A 19,847-nucleotide genomic window follows, 5' to 3' on the forward strand; every position below is an offset into this window, starting at 1 on the left:
CTTATTTACACTGACCTACATGATGAAAAAAACTTTACTACCGTTGGCTTTGGTATTCATTTTTCAGTCCGCCTTTTCTCAGGAAAAGAAATGGGACATCGAAAAGTATCAGGGGCCAACAAAAACCTTCAGCATTGATACCGACGAAGGAACCTGGATGAACCTGGATGTTAGCGCTGACGGTAAAGATATTGTTTTTGATTTATTGGGTGACATTTATAGTATGCCTATTACCGGTGGAGCGGCTACCCTGCTTAGTGGTGGCGTACCCTGGGATATCCAGCCACGTTTCAGTCCGAATGGAAAATTCATTTCCTATACCAGTGATAAAAACGGCGCCGACAATATCTGGGTCATGAACCGCGATGGTTCCGGCAAAAGACAAGTCACCAAAGAAACTTTCCGTTTGCTTAACAATGCAACCTGGATGCCAAACAGCGAATACCTGGTGGCACGTAAACACTTCACAGGCTCCCGTTCCCTTGGCGCAGGAGAAATGTGGATGTACAGCGTTTACGGTGGTGAGGGTGTACAATTAACCAAAAGAAAAAACGACCAGCAGGATGCCGGCGAGCCAAATATCAGCCCTAATGGCAGATACCTTTACTTTAGTGAAGACATGGCTCCGGGCCCTAACTTTGAATACAGTAAAGATCCGAATGGAATGATCTATGCCATTCGCCAACTGGATATGGTGACCGGGAAATTCACTAATCTTATTGCACAACAAGGTGGTGCTGCCCGTCCACAGATTTCTCCTGATGGAAAAATGATGGCCTATGTAAAACGTGTCCGCTTAAAATCTGTGCTTTACGTACAAAACCTGCGTACTGCCGAAGAATGGCCGGTATATGAAGACCTTTCTCATGACCAACAGGAAACCTGGGCCATATTTGGTGTTTATCCAAACTTCGCCTGGACGCCTGACAATAAAAACATTGTATTTTATGCTAAAGGAAAGATCAAAAGAATTGAGCTGTCTACCTTAATCAGCAACGACATCCCTTTCCAGCTGACCAGCAAACAAACCGTTCAGCAGGCGCTACATTTCCCTCATCAGGTTTTCAGCAATGAATTCGATGTGAAAATGATCAGACAACTGACCACTTCCGCAGATGGGAAAATGGTGATCTTCAATGCCGCAGGATTCTTATATAAAAAAGACCTTCCTGATGGAACTCCGGAACGTGTAACCAACGGAATCGATTTTGAGTTTGAGCCTAAAATCAGCAATGACGGGAAATATGTAATCTATACGACCTGGAATGATGAACTGAAAGGTGCCATCAAAAAAACAGACCTGAAATCAGGAAAAACAACCACGCTAACGGACGAAAAAGGCTTCTACTACTCTCCTTCTTTTTCCAATAAAGGCGATAAAATCATTTTCAGAAAAGGAATCGGGAATGATGTTTTGGGTTATGCTTATGGCAGAGGTACAGGAATTTTCATCATGTCGGCCAATGGCGGACCGAAAACCCTGGTCTCCGATAACGGCATCAAACCACAGTTCAACACAGACGATACCCGTATTTATTTCCAGGGTTCTGAAGGTGGCAAAAAAGCTTTTAAAAGCATCGATTTATATGGTGCAAATGAAAGAACGCATTACACTTCTACCTACGTAAACCAGTTTACACCTAGTCCTGATGGCAAATGGATGGCTTTCACAGAACTGTTTAACGTGTATATCACCCCAATGATTACTGTCGGTTCTCCATTGGAGTTATCCGCAAGTAATAAAGCAATTCCGCTGACCAAAATCACCAAAGATGGCGGAACTTATATCCATTGGAGCAATGATAGTCAGAAGTTATTCTGGACACTAGGTGATCAATATTTTAATAAAGACATCAAATCTGCTTTCAATTTCAATGAAGCAGGTGTACAGACTGCAGAAAAGCAGGATGCTGATGGTCTGCGTATCGGATTAAAACTTAAAAGCGATCAACCGACGGGCTTACTTGCTTTAACAGGCGCCAGAATCATCACGATGAAAGGCGATGAGGTGATTGAAGAAGGAACAATACTTGTTGAAAACAACAAAATCATTGCCGTTGGAAAGTCGGCAGAAATGACGATTCCAGCACAGGCGAAGGTGATTGATGTGACTGGCAAAACAATTATGCCGGGAATCGTTGATGTCCATGCCCACCTGAGAACTAGTCCGGATGGCATTTCGCCACAACAAGACTGGTCGTACATGGCCAATCTCGCTTTCGGCGTGACCTCTTCTCATGATCCTTCCAGCAATACAGAAATGGTATTTAGCCAGGCGGAAATGCTGAAAGCAGGTAGAATGGTTGGTCCTCGCTTATACTCTACAGGATCGATTCTTTACGGTGCCGATGGCGATTTTAAAGTAGTGATCAACAGCCTTGAGGATGCTTTATCTCACCTGAAAAGGTTAAAAGCAGTAGGTGCATTTTCGGTAAAATCTTACAATCAACCGAGAAGAGATCAGCGTCAGCAGATCATTGAAGCGGCCAGACAGTTGAAAATGGAAGTCGTGCCGGAAGGTGGATCTACGTTTTTCACTAACATGAACATGATTGCAGACGGACATACCGGTATTGAACATAGTATCCCTGTAGCACCGGTTTATAAAGATGTGACCTCTTTCTGGGGCAACACATCAGTGGCATATACCCCAACCCTGATTGTGAGTTATGGCAGTCAGTGGGGAGAAAACTACTGGTATGACAGAACCAATGTCTGGGAAAACGAACGATTAATGGCCTTCACACCACGTGCTGTTATTGATGCACGTGCCAGAAGAAGAACCACTTCCGAATATGGCGATTACGGACATATTGAAGTGGCCAAAGCCACCAAACAGATTGCTGATGCCGGTGCTAAAGTAAACCTTGGTGCCCACGGACAAATACAGGGACTTGGCGCGCATTGGGAACTATGGATGCTGGTACAAGGCGGCATGTCGCCATTGCAGGCCATCCGTAGTGGCACTTTAAACGGTGCTGCTTACCTTGGCATGGATAAAGAAATCGGTTCTCTGGAGCCAGGAAAACTAGCCGATCTGGTGATCATGGATGCCAACCCGTTGAATGACATTAGAAACTCTGAGAAAATTAAATATGTGATGATTAATGGTCGCATTTTCGACAGTCTTTCTATGAATGAGATTGGTACGAGAGAAAAGCTTCGTGGTAAATTCTGGTTTGAAACCGGTAAAGGAATGATCTATACTTTCCCTACAGGTGTGGCAGAAACTTATACTTTTACCATACCTAACTGCGATTAACCCCATTACGTAAGCACTCAAAAGACAATGCCCCCAAGGCATACAAACCAGCAAAATCGAGTTAGCAGCAGGAGGTTATCCTCCTGCTGCTAAGATGCTGGATTGTGGTGTAAAATATCTAAAGGAAGGTCTCGATCCAGGCGGATTAAAGATTTATATGCTCCAAAAGCCGGGTATGCCTCATACAATCCGCTAATGTCAAATTTGCGATTGCTTTCATAGTCTTCAATCTTTTGATTTTTTTCATCATACTTTCTGTAATTAACATTCCCTTCTTCATCGAATACAAAATGGAGTCGATAGTCTTCATTTTCTCCATGCTCAGAAGTAAAATGATAATACCAGATTTCTCTGATAAATAATTCTTCTGTTTTAATTGAAGATTTTCCAAAAAGATAGTTTAAATACTTTCTCCCTTCAAAATCTAAAAACTCTACTCCTGCATGGCTGTTCTTTAAAACAAGATTTGCATAACAAAATGGATATTGATCACTTTGTTCATTAAAAGCACAAAATTCATATCCAAGCCCCTTATTATGATTTTCTCTAGCAACATCCTCAGAGGTTAATTCTGCACTTTCGACTTTTGGTTTATATTTTGTTTTATTCCATAAATCCCACCTACCAACAGCCCCTTTTTCCGTATTCATTTCTTTATAGCCATCAAGCCATGTTTTGAATATTATTTCCATTAAATTATTAATATAAGTTTCTACAATTTCAACTTTATTAGTTCTTATTCCAATCTGGTGATAGCCAGGGATTCTTTAGATGATCAGGGTTCCCATCTGTATGATCATCGCCAGGAAAAATATCTAAAGGAAGGTCGCGATCCAGGCGTATTAAAGATTTATATGCTCCAAAAGCCGGGTATGCCTCATACAATCCGCTAATATCAAATTTGCGATTGCTTTCATAGTCTTCAATCTTTTGATTTTTTTCATCATACTTTCTGTAATTAACATTCCCTTCTTCATCGAATACAAAATGGAGTCTATAATCTTCATTTTCTCCACTCCCGGAAGTAAAATGATAGCACCAGATTTCTCGAATAAACAGCATACGGTCTTCCTTTACTTCATGAAATAAATAAGTAAGATAATTTCGTCCAGCACCATCAATAAAATTTACGCCAATATGCTTGTTCTTAGGAACAATGGTAACATAACAGTATGGGTATTGATCATCATGCCCATCAAATGAACAGAATTCATATCCAAATCCTTTACTATGATTCTCTCTGGCAACACTTTCAGAAGTTAACTCTGCACGTTCTACTTTTGGTTTATATTTTGTTTTATTCCATAAGTCCCACCTACCTACAGTCCCTTTTTCCGTATTCAGCTCTTTATAGTCATCAAGCCAGGTTTTGAATATTATTTCCATTAAGATTTTTTATATATCAACATCATTTAAAAGATCACCTGGCTTAATGAGAGATTCATAATCCAAAAGATCATTATATGCTCCATATTTAGGTGTTTTTACCCAATTCTGAGAGACATTTACAGGGTGGACTGCTTCCTTTTCCTCTCGTTCGATTTTCAATGAGGGTTCACGGATAATTTTTGCTGTAGTAACACTAAGGTTTCCATTGGGTGTAAAAACTAAATGCTGATCCTGTAAAAGGTCTTTTAACATTTCATCATTTTTACCTGAATAACTTCTTACCCAGACCTCAGTCAAAAACATTACCTCTTTATCTTCTTTTTTAAAAACCAGACTTACGGTCCAAAACAATCGTTCATCGAGAAACTTGATATGTAATGTCTTTTCTGTATTTACAATATAGGCATATGGTTTATTGTCCTTATAAATGGTAGTAGGATACCAAAGATGATGAGCATGTGCGTATTTTGCCCAGTCTTCTGTTGTTTTTCCATATTCTTTCCAAATGCCTTTCGAAATATCATCCTCAACCCTTGTTTTGATATTGGCTAAGCTTTTTTCCTCATCCATTATGGAATAACGGACATTGTTATAAAATTTATGATCAAATGTTATAATACTCATTCATTCTAAAGGCAAAGTCCAATAACCATAAAAGGGTTTCAAATCCTTCCATAGTAAAGAACAGTTATTAAAACTAATTTTTATTCCAATCTATTGGTAGCCATGGATTTTTGGGACGATTAGGATTCCCGTCTGTATGATCATCGTTAGGAAAAATATCTATAGGAAGATCGCGATCCAGGCGTATTAAAGATTCATAGTCTCCAAAAGACGGGTATGATTCATATAATCCGCTAATGTCAAATTTGCGATTGCTTTCATAGTCTTCAATCTTTTGATTTTTTTCATCATACTTTCTGTAATTAACATTCCCTTCTTCATCAAATACAAAATGAAGTCTATATTCTTCATTTCCTCCATGCTCAGAAGTAAAATGATAATACCAGACTTCCCTGAGAAACAATCCTTCTGTTTTAATTGAAGATTTTCCAAAAAGGTAGTTTAAATACTTTCTTCCTGCAAAATCTAAAAACTCTACTCCTGCATGACTGTTCTTTAAAACAAGATTTGCATAACAAAATGGATATTGATCACTTTGTTCATTAAATGCACAAAATTCATATCCAAGCCCCTTATTATGATTTTCTCTAGCAACGTCCTCAGAAGTTAATTCCCCATTTTCGACTTTTTTCTTCTGCTTAGTACCATTCCATAAATCCCATTTACCAACAGTAGCTTTTTCAGTGCTTATTTTTTTGTTTACGTTCCAATAATTAATATATTTAATCAATTTCATTGCTTAGAATGAGTTTAAAATTTCACATGTTATATCTCTTATCTGTACAAAGTTATCAGAAGCATTTTCCAAAACTTTCTTTGATATTTCTCCTGCTTTTAAGATGCTGGATTGTGGTGTAAAATGTCTGGAAACATAATCAGATTTTAAATTGCTCAATATACAGAACAGTTATTAAAATTAATTTTTATTCCAATCTTTGGGCAGCCAGGGGTGATCATTTTTCACATCTTCTGGATCCATATTAATTTCAGGGGAAGGGACTGGGGCATTTATATCAACCCCATTTAAAAGATCACCAGGCTTAATGATAGATTCATAGTATAGAAGCTCATCATATTCTCCATACTTAGGGATTTTTTTCCAATTCTGAGATACATTTACAGGATGGGCAGCTTCTTTATTCTCCTCAATAACTTTAACTTTATCTTCTCTTAGAAAAGTTCTTTCTCGAACATTTAAACCTCCTTTTTGCGAAAAAATGAGATTAATATCCCGTTCAAGGTCCATCAAAGGCTTATCAGCTTTATTGCTATATGAGCGAATATATATTTTGGTTAAAAACATTTTTTCAGTATCTATCTTTTTGAAAGCCATATATATGTATTCGAACATCCTCTCTTCTAAGAAATAGACCTCTATATACTCAGCGCCATTGCTAATATATGCGTAAGGCTTATTGTTCTTATATATAGTTGTAGGATACCAAAGATGATGAGCATGTGCATATTTTGCCCAGTCTTCTGTTCTTTTTCCATATTCTTTCCAAATGCCTTTCGAAATATCATCCTCAACCCTTGTTTTGATATTGGCTAAGCTTTTTTCCTCATCCATTATTGAATAACGGACATCGTTATAAAATCTATGATCGAATCTTATATTATTCATTTTTAAGTTTAATATCCGATACCCTTGAATATATCTCCAATGCCTTCTACAATTTCAATTCTCTGGTCGGCGGCATGGTCCAAAAGCCGGGTATGCCTCATACAATCCCTTGAAGAAAAAGCAGCTGAAAAGCTGATTTTTTATTAGTTCTTATTCCAATCTGGTGATAGCCAGGGATTCTTTGGATGATCAGGGTTTCCATCTGTATGATCATCACCAGGAAAAATATCTAAAGGAAGGTCGCGATCCAGGCGTATTAAAGATTTATATTCTCCAAAAGCCGGGTATGCCTCATACAATCCGCTAATATCAAATTTGCGATTGCTTTCATAGTCTTCAATCTTTTGATTTTTTTCATCATACTTTCTGTAATTAACATTCCCTTCTTCATCAAATACAAAATGAAGTCTATAATCTTCATTTTCTCCACGCTCAGAAGTAAAATGATAGTACCAGATTTCTTGAAGAAAAAGCGTACGGTCTTCCTTTACTTCATGAAATAAATAAGTAAGATACTTTCGTCCAGCATCATCAATAAAATTTACGCCAATGTGCTTGTTTTTAGGGACAACGGTTACATAACAGTATGGGTATTCAGCATGATGCCCATCAAATGAACAGAATTCATATCCAAATCCTTTACTATGATTCTCTATAGCAACATTTTCAGAAGTTAATTCCCCATTTTCGACTTTTTTCTTCTGCTTAGTACCATTCCATAGATCCCATTTACCAACAGTAGCTTTTTCAGTGCTTATTTTTTTGTTTACGTCCCAATAATTAATATATTTAATCAATTTCATTGCTTAGAATGGGTTTAAAATTTCACCTGTTATATCTCTTATCTGTACAAAGTTATCAGAAGCATGTTCCAAAACTTTTTTTGATATTTCTCCTGCCTGTTTAGGTACTTCAAGTATCATTTTTCCTGAAAGTTCCTTACCGCCTTTTGCAATTGCATCAGCATTTCTTGCCGTTTCTTTTATGGCTGTACCAGGAGCATATTTTGTTGCCAATTCATCAATATACTTCTTTGCTGTTTCTTCAGTAACATTAGCTAGCTGCGTAAACTTCCTTGATACAATTTCCTTACCAGGAATATAGCTATCTACCCTTTTTCCCGTTGATAATACAACTTCATTAAAACCTCCCATTCTTTTATAGAAGCCTTCACGTATAAAATTAAAGTAATTTCCTTTATACATTCTGGCTAACCAATCAGGAAGATGTTTTATCTGGCTTAAGCAAGGTCTTGCATTATGCACCAACCAAGCCAATATCCCTACAAAATAAGTATGCCAGCCCTCTACCTCAAAGTTAAAAACTTTACGCTTTTCGTAAGCAAATTTGTGTGATTTTATAAATCGCCACTCCCCTTCCTTTGTTTTTAGCTCATCGTTCGGGCTTAAATCTGCCGCATCTTTCCAGCCTTCACGGGTATAGAAAGGGTGTTCGGCAGTTGTTTCAATGGTTTCTCCTTCCAGGGTTATTTCTACAGTGGCATCAACCTCACGTTGCATAGTGGCGGTTACTACCCTTAGGCCAATGGTACCACTTTCCTCATCCCAGGCCCAAACTTCATCACCAGCTACAATTTCCTCTATATTTTTTTGCCCGGAAGCGGTATGCACAGGTGTACCTTCAGGGAAACAAGCAAACACACAGACTTTCATTGTAGCCTTTGCAATATCATCTACGTGTTTGGCTACACCTTTAGCCAATGCTTTTGCGCCCTGTTTGGTCAACACTTTTCCCGCAGCCCCTAATGCTGCTTTCCCGGCAACTTTTAGTCCTGCTTTTAACCCTCCTTTTGCTGCGGTAGAGGCCACAGTAGTTGCGCCAAAGCTAACTACTCCTGCTACATCCATCGCCAAAAAACCAACATTTGCAGCTGCCATCCACCAGTTCCCTTTTGCTGCAGAGCGAACAATTCCAATCAGACTTCCTACAACGGGAATCAGCTCTGCGGTATCCCACCAGCCCCAACCTTCCTCTTCTTGTTCTTCACTATGCTCATCGGTCATTTGAGCTAAATCCGCTTCGCTGACGGGAATTTGCCCACTCGTCATAAATTCGATTTTACCACCAATGCCACAAGGCAACGTTGACTTAAACAGCAGCGTTTCTTTCCCCTTAATTTTTACTTTGTAGGTATCTGTCCAATCTACGGGTGCTGGTGCACAAGTAGAATTCGTAACACTACATACCCCAAAAGAAGGAATATTCGCAATGGCGATTTTATCGGCCTTAGTGCAGGCCATACAGCCATTTATTTTAACATTCTGATTGGCTAACCCTTTAAAAAAATTAGGCGAAGCACCTTTATCACAATGACAGACAGCTTTATCAACAATATATTCTAATTCATCAGGCATAATTCTTTAGGTTATATCAGTATCACCAGAATTAATTCTTATGGTGGTTGTTCCGCTCATTTTAACATCAGCGCCATCAATATTGGTTTCGGTACTTCCTGTAAAGGATGCAGATGCGGTAGTACTTTCCAGGCTTACATCGGTTTTACCTTTAATGGCGATACCCATGGTGGTTGCATCGATGGTTATCCCCTCTGTATCTGCTGTTGCGGCAATGGTTTTCTTTGCGCTAATGGCAATCGTTCCTTCGCCACCACCCTCTTCTCCTGGTTGGGCATTAATCGCAATGCTATTGCCGGCATTAACAATAAAATCTTTTGTGTTAATCGCACTGCTATTGCTGGCATTAACAACAAAATCTTTTGTGTTAATGGTGAAAGAATTGGGTGCTGTTAAAGTCACTTCGCCATTGCCATGCATAGTGATTACGTTACCACTTGGATCTTTAACGTTAATGCTACCATTATGATCATCCATAATGATGGTATTGCCGCTTCTCGTGGTTAATGATTTTGTTTTATTGGTATCGCCGCCCCCGGTACCAGATTTCCCATGAAAAACACTACCTAATACGATTGGCCGGGCTACATTACCCTCTTCAAAAGCAATTACAACCTGGTCACCAGCTTCTGGAACAAAAGAGAAACCCCTGTTTTTACCACCCTTTTCACTGCTTCCGGCATCGGGTGTAATTACCCGGAGCCATTCGGTGGCATCATTGGTTTGGCATTCCCATTTAAACTTCACCTTAACACGGCCATGTCCTTTTGGATCGGCATTATTTACCACATCAGCCAGCTGCATATCAGGATTTGGTTTGTTATACTTTTTGACCAGAATACGCTCTGTTGTAGCAACAACCCCTTCGAAAGTATTGTAATATTTACCTGTATCGTCTATATTATGGCTAATATTCGTGATCAGAAATTTGCCTAAACTTTCGGTATTAAAAGAAAGTTCTTTTCTGATACTCATGGTAATTTCGGCAATATTACCTATTCCTAGTGCTGCATTATCGCCACTAGCCGTGACTTTTAATAACTCACTGATATTTGCCTTTTCTTCATTATCTACGTGGCTTTTAATATCGCTGCTATTATCAACCCTAATTAACGATGGCTGACTAAATACTTTGCTATATGTTGTATTGGAAGTCTGGATCGCATGATACAAATCGGGTGATCCATTAGCAGTGGCAGCACTTTCACTGTACAGCATCTCATCCTGTTTAGAGTTGTAAGCAAACCGCTTATTTTTTATCGGCGCAATCTCCATCGCGTATTGCAGATTTTGCACGTCACGGCCATAAATAAGCGTAATTTCTTTCTGATCATCTGGCTTACCAAAGTTTAACTGTTTACCATCATAAAAAAACCATTCGTGGTACTCTCCCGATAGCCGGTTAAGGAAATCGAAATCACTTTCTCTATATTGTATTAAATAATCAATGGTTGCTTTTCTGGAAGCGTTGGCCACAATTTTAAGGTCGTTTTGTGGAACGTCTGAGGTGGCAAGAACTACAATGTCATTTAAATCTTTATCTAAGTAAGAACCCAAATCAGGTCCGCGATCGATCAAAATAGTTGGACTATAGCCGCTCACAATCAATACACCATGGTAACCATGATTCTGTGACAACTCTACTTTGGTTACCAAACCGGCAAATTCCTGTAAACTGCCAGTGTCATAACCAAATGATGCAGTAAGGGTCTTACCTACAAAATCGCGGCTATCATTTAAGCTGATCATCCCTGGCGAACCCATTTGATCGTGATTAAAACGTAGTTCGAAATAATGATGATCATTAAAAGCTTGTTTCAAGCTAAATGAGACAAAATAGGTAATTGCCTTATCTTCTATGTTAATTTCGATGATTAATTTCTTTTCCATGCGGATTAAATAATAGATGATTACGATTTGAACACTCCATCGCGAAAGGTTAAAACATTTCTTTTCCAGTAGATATGAACAGAAAAATCATTTTCATTCTGATATTAAATGATATTCTGCACATGCCACATGGTACCTGAACAGGAGGAAAGTCATCACACTTCTAAAGCAGCATTCATTATTAACACCGGTTTGTGGCCGGCGAATAATAATGACTTGAATGGGACTACGCTTTAGGCCAATCGTTTTCGTGTTCTGCGTTGCCCAGCTTTAGTTTTCGGGCCGATAGCACAAAACTTAAGGTCATCGGGGTATTGTCGTTTACCGCAATGCCTTCAGTATATTGGATGATATAACCGTCTTCGAAAGACAGTTCTTTCATTTTTGAATCTTCTTCGCCTTTTTTGAAAACCAATGATCCGGAAAGTGGCTTGTGCTGGTTATTAACCATCGATTCGATCACTGAAGTATCTTCAGTCGATTCAATTTCGATGTGGATGGTACCACCATAAACACCTGACGATGGACGGCCTTTTGCGTCGCGCCTTCTACCTCCCTAACTAGGCTTTTGGCCAATCGTTAAGATGCTCAGCGTTGCCTAATTTAAGCTTGCGGGCAGAAATCTGGAACTTAAGCGTCATCGGGTGATCGCCCACAATGTTTATCCCTTCGGAATATTTAACAATGTAGCCATCTTCGAAGTTAACTTCTTTCATTTTGGCATCTTCCTCTGCTTTCTTGATCAGCAGGGTTCCTGTAATGGGTTTGTACTGGTTATTTACCATCGCCTCGATAATTGAGGTATCTTCGGTTGATTCAATCTCAATGTCGATGGTACCGCCGTAAACTCCGGAAGATGGTCTTCCTTTAGCATCTACATCACGGTTTAACGCATAGGCACAATGAAGCACATCGTACTCCTTGCCTGAAAAGTTTAATCTAGCTTTGAAAGCCATAGTTTTAAAATTTAAAGGTTAAAAAAATCTGTTCTCGTAGCGTCCGCTACGCTAAATATAACCCAAATACTAAGCCAATCATAACATATACTACTCATACACAGCAACTAACAAAACCAAACCATTCCAAAAACCATCCTAAAAGCTACCTGATCGCCGATTTTTGCCAGGAAAAAAAAATGATTTCTTTCAAAAACAACTGATTCTCATTTTTAACACCGCATAAAACCTAAAAAAATGCAGCCTTTTGACAAAAAATATTACGATTAGAAACAAAATATCAAACAAAAACTGATTTTTATACCATTGTAAAAGATGAAGCCTGTTCACGAAAAAGGACAGCAATACCGATGTAATCGAACCTGATGAAAAGGGAGATGATTGAAAACCATCTCAGCGGAGCAACAAAGTTTTTAACTCTTCCATAAATTACTTAACTTTAATAAGCGATTTGCTTAGTCTTAAGAATAAAAAACAGCTCAACAAAGGGAAAGTATGACAACAATTGACAGAAGGAAAGACCTCTCTTACAAAGAATTCATAGAGAAGTATCAAAAGCCCGGTATTCCGGTCATCCTTGAAAACGCAACAAAGGTCTGGAAATCCAACCTGATCTTTACGCCGGACTTTTTCAGAGAAAAGTTTGGCGACCGAACCACCTGGTTCTCCAACAAGCAATATACCATATCAGAATTACTGGATTTAACCGCCAACAGCACCAAAGAAAACCCGGCACCTTACCCTGTTAAATTTAATATCCTGACCCAGCTTCCGGAAATTCAGGAATACATGGATCCCATGGACATGAACCTGGTAAAACCAAACTGGCTGAATCACAAAATCCTGAAAAACAAATTGGGAAACGGGATGGATTTACATATTGGTGGTGCAGGAAACCATTATTCTGTGCATAAAGATGCCTATGATGTCCATGCCTGGCTGATACAGCTGTATGGTGAAAAAGAAGTCATCATTTTCCCGAGGGATCAGGAAGAATTAATGTATCCGGGAAAAGGAGGGTTATTAGAATCCAGATCACCGATAGATATTTCTAATCCGGATTACGAAAAGTACCCAAGGTTCAGGGAGGCCACGCCTACCACCATTACTTTAAAGGCAGGAGAAGTGTTGTATATCCCCAGTGGGATCTGGCATACCACCAAAGCCCATGGTCAGAACATCTCTACAATCATCGATCAGGTGAACAGTTCGAATTATAAAGCCTGGAGAAGAGATGTTTACGTCTATAAGAAATACCACAATAAATACCGCGCAATACTTGATTATAGCGCAGCAACGGCCATCGGCAACGTATTTAAGCTAAGGGAACTGATGGGAATGAAGTTTTAAACTAAAAACCTGTACACCAAACTATTGGCATACAGGTTTTTATTAATATATTAGTGTTCTAAATCGCCCACCTATGGAATTCCTTTTAGAGTTACTATTTGTATTAGTTAACATCATCTGCGCTAAGACTAGCCGTACTCCGCGAAAACCGGCATCCTGATCAAGCCTCTTTTCTAATTGAGCTGCTTAGATATTCTGCGCAATCACATAACCATTCGCCCAGGCCCATTGGAAATTATATCCACCTAGCCATCCGGTTACATCCACACATTCGCCACCGAAATACAATCCCGGGATGCTTTTACATTCCAATGTTTTCGACGACAACTCATTTGTATCAATACCACCCCTCATCACTTCCGCCTTATCATACCCTTTATCTCCTGCAGGTTTCACTTTGAAAAAATGAATCGTCTGCTGAATCGTTTCCAATTCCGTTTTAGTCAGGGCAGCAACTTGTTTTTCTAAAGGAAGGAACTTCCCTAGTGCGTCCGTGAATTTCTTTGGATAATAACGGTTAAGCAAGGTAGAAAGCAACAACTTTCCATTAAACTTACGCTCTTCTTCTATCAGTTCTAAAATCGATTGCCTCGGCAACAAGTCAATATTGATCGACTCCCCTCTTCTCCAGTAAGAAGAAATCTGTAAGATTGCCGGACCACTTAATCCCCAATGGGTAAACAAAATGTTCTCCTCAAAAGAGATGCGGTCGTTGCTCACCTCACAAAAAACGGAGTTCCCCGACAAAGCCGCATACCAGTCCTCATCTTTTCCGGTGATCGTAAGCGGTACCAATGCAGGAGCTGTTTCTACGATATTCAGTCCATGTTTTCTCGCAAAGCGCAAGGCGAAATCTGTAGCGCCCATTTTTGGAATCGGCAAACCACCTGTTGCGATCACCAATTTCGGGGCCTTCAAAATTTTCGATTTGTTTCCTTTATCGAAGCTCACTGAAAAACCATCCGCGGTTTGCTCAATGTCTGTTACCTGCGCATCGCAAATGATCTGCTGACCAAAATCATTACAAATCTCTGTAAATACGCCCACAATATCCTTCGCATTTTTGCCATCAGGAAAAAGCTGTCCTAAAGTTTTTTCTTTTCCGTTGATGCCGTAAGTTTCAAAAAAGCTGACCGTATCCTCAACTGTCCACTGCGTAAAAGCAGATTTCGAGAAATGTTTGTTGTTGGAAATAAACTGCTCATCACTGGCAAACAGGTTGGTATAGTTACACCTACCCCCACCGGAGATCAAAATTTTAGCGCCTGGTTTATCACTTTTTTCCAACAATATTACGCGCTTCCCCAAATAGCCCGCTTGTACTGCACACATTAAACCGCATGCACCAGCACCAATAATTATAGCATCTGCCTCCATCAATCCGTTTATATTGTTATTTTTGTGCAAAATAAGCATAACTTTTTCATATCGATATGGCAAAACAAATAAGTGATTTAAAATTAGGCATATTAGGTGGCGGTCAATTGGGCAGGATGTTGATACAGGAAGCCATCAATTATAATTTAACCACTTTAATTTTAGATCCGGATACTGACGCTCCATGTAAACACCTCGCAAACTACTTTGAATGTGGTTCTATTACCGATTTCGACACCGTTTATAACTTCGGCAAGAAAGCGGACATCATTACTATTGAAATAGAAAAGGTAAATATTGAAGCACTGGAACAACTGGAAAAAGAAGGAAAACTAGTATACCCACAATCCAGGGTAATCCGGTTAATTCAGGACAAAGGTGTTCAAAAACAATTCTTTAAAGAAAACAATATCCCTACTGCGCCCTTCCAATTGGTAAACACCAAAGAAGACATACGCAATAGTAATATTCCATTCCCTTACATCCTTAAACAGCGTAAAGATGGTTATGATGGTAAAGGGGTAATGAAAATAAACGGCATTGCGGACATTGAGAACGCATTTGATGCCCCCTGTTTAATCGAAGAACTGGTAGATTTTGAGAAAGAAATCGCAGTCATCGTTTCGAGAAACGCCAATGGTGAAATGAAAACCTTCCCAATGGTGGAAATGGAATTCAATGCAGAAGCAAATCTGGTAGAATTCCTGATCTCTCCTTCTACTTATCCGGAATCTATTCAGGAAAGAGCAGAAGTGATCGCAAAAAACATTGCGACTTCTTTAAATATTACCGGTTTACTGGCTGTAGAAATGTTTGTGACCAGAACAGGAGAAATCCTGGTTAATGAACTGGCCCCACGTCCACACAACAGCGGACACCAAACCATTGAAGGAAACTACGTATCTCAGTTTAACCAACATTTACGTGCGATTTTCAATCTTCCTCTGGGAGATACCCGCGCGACAAACAATGCGGTAATGATCAACCTTTTGGGAGAGAAAAACCACAATGGCGTAGCAAAATACAAAGGATTAGAAAAAGTAATGGCCATCGAAGGCGTTTACGTACACCTTTACGGTAAAAAATATACCAAGCCTTTCCGCAAAATGGGACACATCACTATTGTGGATCAAAACCGCGAGAAAGCAATTGAAAAAGCCAATTACATCAAAGAAACACTAAAAGTTATTTCCTAATGAGCATACAAGTAGGTATTATTATGGGCAGCAAGTCTGACCTTCATATCATGAAAGACGCAGCCGATATCATGAAAGAATTCGGTATCCAATTTGAAATGACCGTAGTGTCAGCTCACCGTACTCCGGAAAAAATGTTTGAATACGCGAAAGACGCCGCATCAAGGGGATTAAAAGTAATCATCGCCGGTGCAGGTGGTGCAGCACATTTACCTGGAATGGTGGCTTCAATCACTACCCTACCTGTAATCGGTGTACCGGTAAAATCATCTAACTCTATTGACGGATGGGATTCTATCCTGTCTATCCTTCAAATGCCAAATGGCATCCCTGTAGCAACAGTAGCATTAAATGCTGCAAAGAATGCTGGTTTATTAGCCGTGCAAATCCTAGCTACCGCAAATCCAGCGCTTTCTGTGAAAATGCAACAATATAAAGATGATCTAAAGAAAAAGATTGAAGAAAGTGCAATCGATCTTGAAAATTACTAATAACCATAGGGTCGGATCTGATCCGACCTCAATTAATTGAGATTAGGATTCTGGGGGAAATTACTAATGTGGGCGTATTTAGGTCCGAGGTTAATAATCACTTGCTTCCATAATTCCTCTTCATTGTTAGAGAATACCAAATCAGCATCATACTGATCGGACACAATCCAGGTATTCTCTTTCATTTCTTCCTCCAGCTGTTGTCCCGTCCAACCGGAATAGCCAATAAAAAACTTAATGTTTTCCGGTGTAATGTGGTGACTATTCACCAATACCTTCAGGGCCTCGAAATTTCCACCCCAATAAATACCTTTTGCAATTTCCTCACCATCGGTTAACAGATCGGAGCAGCGATGAATGAAATGAATCGTATCCACGGCTACCGGTCCGCCAAGGTATACCGGGAAATCGCCACCCGTAAAATCAGGTACCAGATCACTCAGCAACAACGCGCTTTTATGATTTAAAATAAACCCGACCGTCCCCTCATCCTGATGTTCCGTCACAAAAACTACGGAACGTTTAAAATTAGGGTCCATTAAAAATGGCTCGGAGATTAATAATTTACCTGCTGATGGCGCTAATCGACTTAACATTTCGGAAATTTAGCGATAATATTAAATAAAACCTATTTTTGTACATGGAGCTGAATAAACAAAATCTACACGATCTAAGACAGGAATATCGCTCAGCAGAACTGGCCGAAACTGATGTGGAAAGCAATCCCATCCTGCAATTCAAAAAGTGGTTTACCGAAGCGGTAAACTCCAGATTATTTGAACCGAACGTGATGACACTGGCGACAGCAAATGCCAGCGGAAAGCCTTCTGCACGCATACTACTACTAAAAGGCTTCGATGAAGATGGCTTTGTGTTCTATACCAATTACAACAGTGATAAAGGAAAAGACCTGGCCGAAAACCCAAATGCTGCTATGGTATTTTTCTGGCCGGAGCTGGAAAGACAAGTACGCATAGAAGGCACAGTAAGAAAAATTGCTGAGGAAGATTCTACTGCTTATTTTCATTCGCGTCCGCCGGGTAGCCAGATTGGTGCAACAGCTTCACCGCAAAGCAGCATTATCCCAAACCGTGAAATATTGGAAGAAAAAGTTAAACAGCTAACCCGGGAATTTGAAGGGAAGGAAATCCCACGCCCACTTCATTGGGGAGGATATTTGCTGAGCCCTACACATATTGAGTTCTGGCAAGGCCGCCCAAGTCGCCTGCACGACCGTTTAAACTACCAGTTAGTGGAAGGTTCGTGGATTATCAATAGATTAGCGCCATAACTTATTACCTTAAAGAAACATAAATGAAGAACATCGCAGTGATTGGCTCAGGAACCATGGGCAATGGAATCGCGCATACTTTTGCGCAATTTGGTTATCAGGTAAACTTAATTGATGTCAATAATGAGGCTTTGGAACGTGCCTTAACTACTATTTCTAAAAATCTGGACCGTCAGGTGTCTAAAGGCACCATTACGGAAGCAGACAAAGCAAACACCCTTAAAAACATCAGTAACTTCACTGATATGAAAGCTGGCGTAGCCGATGCCGACCTGATCGTTGAAGCAGCCACAGAAAATCTGGACCTTAAGCTGAAAATCTTTAAAGACCTGGATAGCTTTGCAAAACCAGCAGCCATCCTGGCCAGCAATACCTCTTCTATTTCTATCACTAAAATAGCTTCGGTAACCAACCGCGGGGATAAAGTGATTGGTATGCACTTCATGAATCCGGTACCGGTGATGAAACTCGTAGAAGTAATCAGAGGATATGCGACCAGCAATGAAACTACTGCGATAGTGATGGAGCTTTCCACAAAACTGGACAAAACTCCGGTAGAAGTTAACGACTACCCTGGCTTTGTGGCCAACCGGATTTTAATGCCAATGATCAATGAAGCGATCTACACCCTTTACGAAAACGTAGCAGGCGTATCAGAAATTGATACCGTAATGAAACTGGGAATGGCGCACCCTATGGGTCCCCTTCAACTGGCTGATTTTATTGGCCTTGATGTTTGTCTGGCGATATTAAACGTTCTGCATGATGGATTTGGAAATCCTAAGTATGCCCCATGTCCGCTTTTAGTCAATATGGTGACTGCCGGAAACAAAGGCGTAAAATCCGGAGAAGGCTTTTACAACTATGCAAAGGGCGTAAAAGACGCTGTTGTAGCTAATAAATTTAGTAAATAATATCAATTTTAAGCCTTTTATAGTAACTTTACCCCATGAATGAGAATCTGGACCCGAACGCTGAAAGTTTAACCCCTATCGAACGTGATATTGAAAAAGTATTGCGTCCGCAGGCATTTGAAGACTTTACAGGTCAGGAAAAGATCATGGAGAACTTAAAGATCTTTGTAGAGGCTGCAAAGTTACGCGGAGAACCTTTAGACCATGTTTTATTACATGGTCCTCCGGGACTTGGTAAAACCACCCTCTCTTACATCATTGCCAATGAGATGGGTGTAGGGATAAAAGTGACCTCAGGTCCGGTATTGGATAAGCCCGGCGACCTTGCCGGTTTACTGACTGGCCTGGACGAAGGTGACATCTTGTTTATCGATGAAATTCACAGGTTAAGTCCATTGGTAGAAGAATACTTATACTCTGCAATGGAAGATTTCAAGATCGATATCATGCTGGAAAGTGGTCCAAATGCCCGTTCCGTACAAATCAGTCTGAATCCTTTTACCTTAGTAGGCGCAACTACCCGTTCAGGCTTATTAACGGCACCATTAAGGGCAAGGTTCGGGATCAATTCCCGACTGGCTTATTATGACGCCAAGCTACTGACGACCATCGTACTGCGTTCTTCGGACATTCTAAAAACACCAATCACCGAAGAAGGTGCTTATGAGATTGCAAGACGCAGCAGGGGAACGCCTCGTATTGCCAATGCTTTACTCAGACGTACACGTGATTTCGCGCAAATTAAAGGTAATGGTAAGATTGATACCGCCATTTCCAGATACGCGCTGAAAGCTTTAAATGTGGATGAACACGGTCTGGACGAAATGGACAACAGAATTCTGGTGACTATTATCGACAAGTTTAAAGGCGGCCCGGTAGGATTGAAAACCATCGCCACTGCGGTAGGTGAAGATGAAGGAACTATCGAAGAAGTCTATGAGCCATTTTTAATTCAGGAAGGCTTTCTGATGCGTACTTCACGCGGAAGAGAGGTAACCGAAGCAGCCTATAAACACTTGCAAAAGATCTATCCAGGACAAACAGGTAAACTATTTTAGGTATTTACCTGCTTTAGGCATCATTTCTGCATTGATGATCTAAACGCAGG

General features: G+C 40.0%; 18 protein-coding genes and 1 pseudogene. 7 read left to right on the forward strand and 12 right to left on the reverse strand.

The window, feature by feature from the left end; all coding sequences use genetic code 11:
* The first annotated feature begins 19 nt into the window (after positions 1-19).
* A complete protein-coding gene (locus tag OQX61_RS01640; protein ID WP_322973518.1) occupies positions 20-3,262 on the forward strand; it encodes an amidohydrolase family protein in 3,243 nt (1,080 codons plus the stop codon).
* An 89-nt stretch (positions 3,263-3,351) separates the two neighbouring features.
* Here the strand turns inward: OQX61_RS01640 and OQX61_RS01645 are convergent, their stop codons facing one another.
* The 10 genes and pseudogenes from OQX61_RS01645 to tssD (OQX61_RS01690) all read right to left on the reverse strand — a co-directional run bounded on the left by OQX61_RS01645 (position 3,352) and on the right by tssD (OQX61_RS01690) (position 12,120).
* Positions 3,352-3,954: a hypothetical protein gene (locus tag OQX61_RS01645; RefSeq protein WP_265839897.1), complete on the reverse strand. Its 603-nt coding sequence runs from the start codon at positions 3,952-3,954 to the stop codon at positions 3,352-3,354.
* A gap of 37 nt (positions 3,955-3,991) precedes the next feature.
* On the reverse strand, positions 3,992-4,648 hold the full coding sequence (locus OQX61_RS01650) for a hypothetical protein (RefSeq protein ID WP_265839898.1): 657 nt from the start codon (positions 4,646-4,648) through the stop codon (positions 3,992-3,994).
* 9 nt (positions 4,649-4,657) lie between these two features.
* The gene (locus tag OQX61_RS01655) at positions 4,658-5,275 is read right to left on the reverse strand and encodes a hypothetical protein (RefSeq protein ID WP_265839899.1); all 618 of its coding nucleotides are present in this window, start codon (positions 5,273-5,275) and stop codon (positions 4,658-4,660) included.
* A gap of 73 nt (positions 5,276-5,348) precedes the next feature.
* Positions 5,349-6,011, reverse strand: coding sequence for a hypothetical protein (locus tag OQX61_RS01660; protein ID WP_265839900.1), 663 nt, complete (start codon positions 6,009-6,011; stop codon positions 5,349-5,351).
* Positions 6,012-6,191: 180 nt separating this feature from the next.
* A complete protein-coding gene (locus OQX61_RS01665; protein ID WP_265839901.1) occupies positions 6,192-6,899 on the reverse strand; it encodes a hypothetical protein in 708 nt (235 codons plus the stop codon).
* Positions 6,900-7,042: 143 nt separating this feature from the next.
* Positions 7,043-7,702, reverse strand: a complete 660-nt coding sequence (locus OQX61_RS01670) for a hypothetical protein (protein ID WP_265839902.1) — start codon at positions 7,700-7,702, stop codon at positions 7,043-7,045.
* Positions 7,703-7,705: 3 nt separating this feature from the next.
* Positions 7,706-9,274, reverse strand: a complete 1,569-nt coding sequence (locus tag OQX61_RS01675) for a polymorphic toxin-type HINT domain-containing protein (protein ID WP_265839903.1) — start codon at positions 9,272-9,274, stop codon at positions 7,706-7,708.
* A 6-nt stretch (positions 9,275-9,280) separates the two neighbouring features.
* Positions 9,281-11,164, reverse strand: a complete 1,884-nt coding sequence (locus tag OQX61_RS01680) for a phage baseplate assembly protein V (protein WP_265839904.1) — start codon at positions 11,162-11,164, stop codon at positions 9,281-9,283.
* 226 nt (positions 11,165-11,390) lie between these two features.
* Positions 11,391-11,702: pseudogene (gene tssD / locus OQX61_RS01685) on the reverse strand (type VI secretion system tube protein TssD); the annotation flags it as partial.
* A gap of 22 nt (positions 11,703-11,724) precedes the next feature.
* On the reverse strand, positions 11,725-12,120 hold the full coding sequence (tssD, locus tag OQX61_RS01690) for a type VI secretion system tube protein TssD (protein ID WP_265839905.1): 396 nt from the start codon (positions 12,118-12,120) through the stop codon (positions 11,725-11,727).
* A gap of 495 nt (positions 12,121-12,615) precedes the next feature.
* Here tssD (OQX61_RS01690) and OQX61_RS01695 point away from each other — a divergent pair, with 495 nt between their 5' ends.
* A complete protein-coding gene (locus OQX61_RS01695; protein ID WP_265839906.1) occupies positions 12,616-13,470 on the forward strand; it encodes a cupin-like domain-containing protein in 855 nt (284 codons plus the stop codon).
* A 186-nt stretch (positions 13,471-13,656) separates the two neighbouring features.
* Here the strand turns inward: OQX61_RS01695 and OQX61_RS01700 are convergent, their stop codons facing one another.
* On the reverse strand, positions 13,657-14,886 hold the full coding sequence (locus OQX61_RS01700) for an aminoacetone oxidase family FAD-binding enzyme (RefSeq protein ID WP_265839907.1): 1,230 nt from the start codon (positions 14,884-14,886) through the stop codon (positions 13,657-13,659).
* A gap of 17 nt (positions 14,887-14,903) precedes the next feature.
* Here OQX61_RS01700 and OQX61_RS01705 point away from each other — a divergent pair, with 17 nt between their 5' ends.
* Both OQX61_RS01705 and purE read left to right on the forward strand, forming a co-directional pair.
* Positions 14,904-16,043 carry a 5-(carboxyamino)imidazole ribonucleotide synthase gene (locus OQX61_RS01705; RefSeq protein WP_265839908.1) on the forward strand — a complete coding sequence of 380 codons (1,140 nt, stop codon included), beginning with the start codon at positions 14,904-14,906 and terminating at the stop codon, positions 16,041-16,043.
* Positions 16,043-16,534, forward strand: coding sequence for a 5-(carboxyamino)imidazole ribonucleotide mutase (gene purE / locus OQX61_RS01710; protein WP_265839909.1), 492 nt, complete (start codon positions 16,043-16,045; stop codon positions 16,532-16,534). The genes OQX61_RS01705 and purE overlap by 1 nt, the downstream gene beginning before the upstream one ends.
* Positions 16,535-16,566: 32 nt before the next feature.
* Here purE and OQX61_RS01715 read toward each other — a convergent pair whose 3' ends face one another.
* Positions 16,567-17,130: a YqgE/AlgH family protein gene (locus OQX61_RS01715; protein WP_265839910.1), complete on the reverse strand. Its 564-nt coding sequence runs from the start codon at positions 17,128-17,130 to the stop codon at positions 16,567-16,569.
* 44 nt (positions 17,131-17,174) lie between these two features.
* On the opposite strand from OQX61_RS01715, the gene pdxH reads away from it, so the two are divergent.
* Genes pdxH through ruvB form a run of 3 tightly spaced genes read left to right on the forward strand, consistent with a single transcriptional unit; the run spans position 17,175 to position 19,797 of the window.
* Entirely contained in the window at positions 17,175-17,825 is a 651-nt protein-coding gene (gene pdxH / locus OQX61_RS01720) for a pyridoxamine 5'-phosphate oxidase (RefSeq protein WP_265839911.1), read from the forward strand.
* A gap of 23 nt (positions 17,826-17,848) precedes the next feature.
* A complete protein-coding gene (locus OQX61_RS01725) occupies positions 17,849-18,739 on the forward strand; it encodes a 3-hydroxybutyryl-CoA dehydrogenase (RefSeq protein WP_265839912.1) in 891 nt (296 codons plus the stop codon).
* Between the two features lie 35 nt (positions 18,740-18,774).
* Positions 18,775-19,797 (forward strand): Holliday junction branch migration DNA helicase RuvB, encoded by a 1,023-nt coding sequence (ruvB, locus tag OQX61_RS01730; RefSeq protein WP_265839913.1) that lies wholly within the window; start codon positions 18,775-18,777, stop codon positions 19,795-19,797.
* The last annotated feature ends 50 nt before the right edge of the window (positions 19,798-19,847 follow it).

Origin of the sequence: Pedobacter sp. PLR (genome assembly GCF_026239675.1) — a bacterium.
In the GTDB taxonomy this organism is placed as follows: Bacteria; Bacteroidota; Bacteroidia; order Sphingobacteriales; family Sphingobacteriaceae; genus Pedobacter.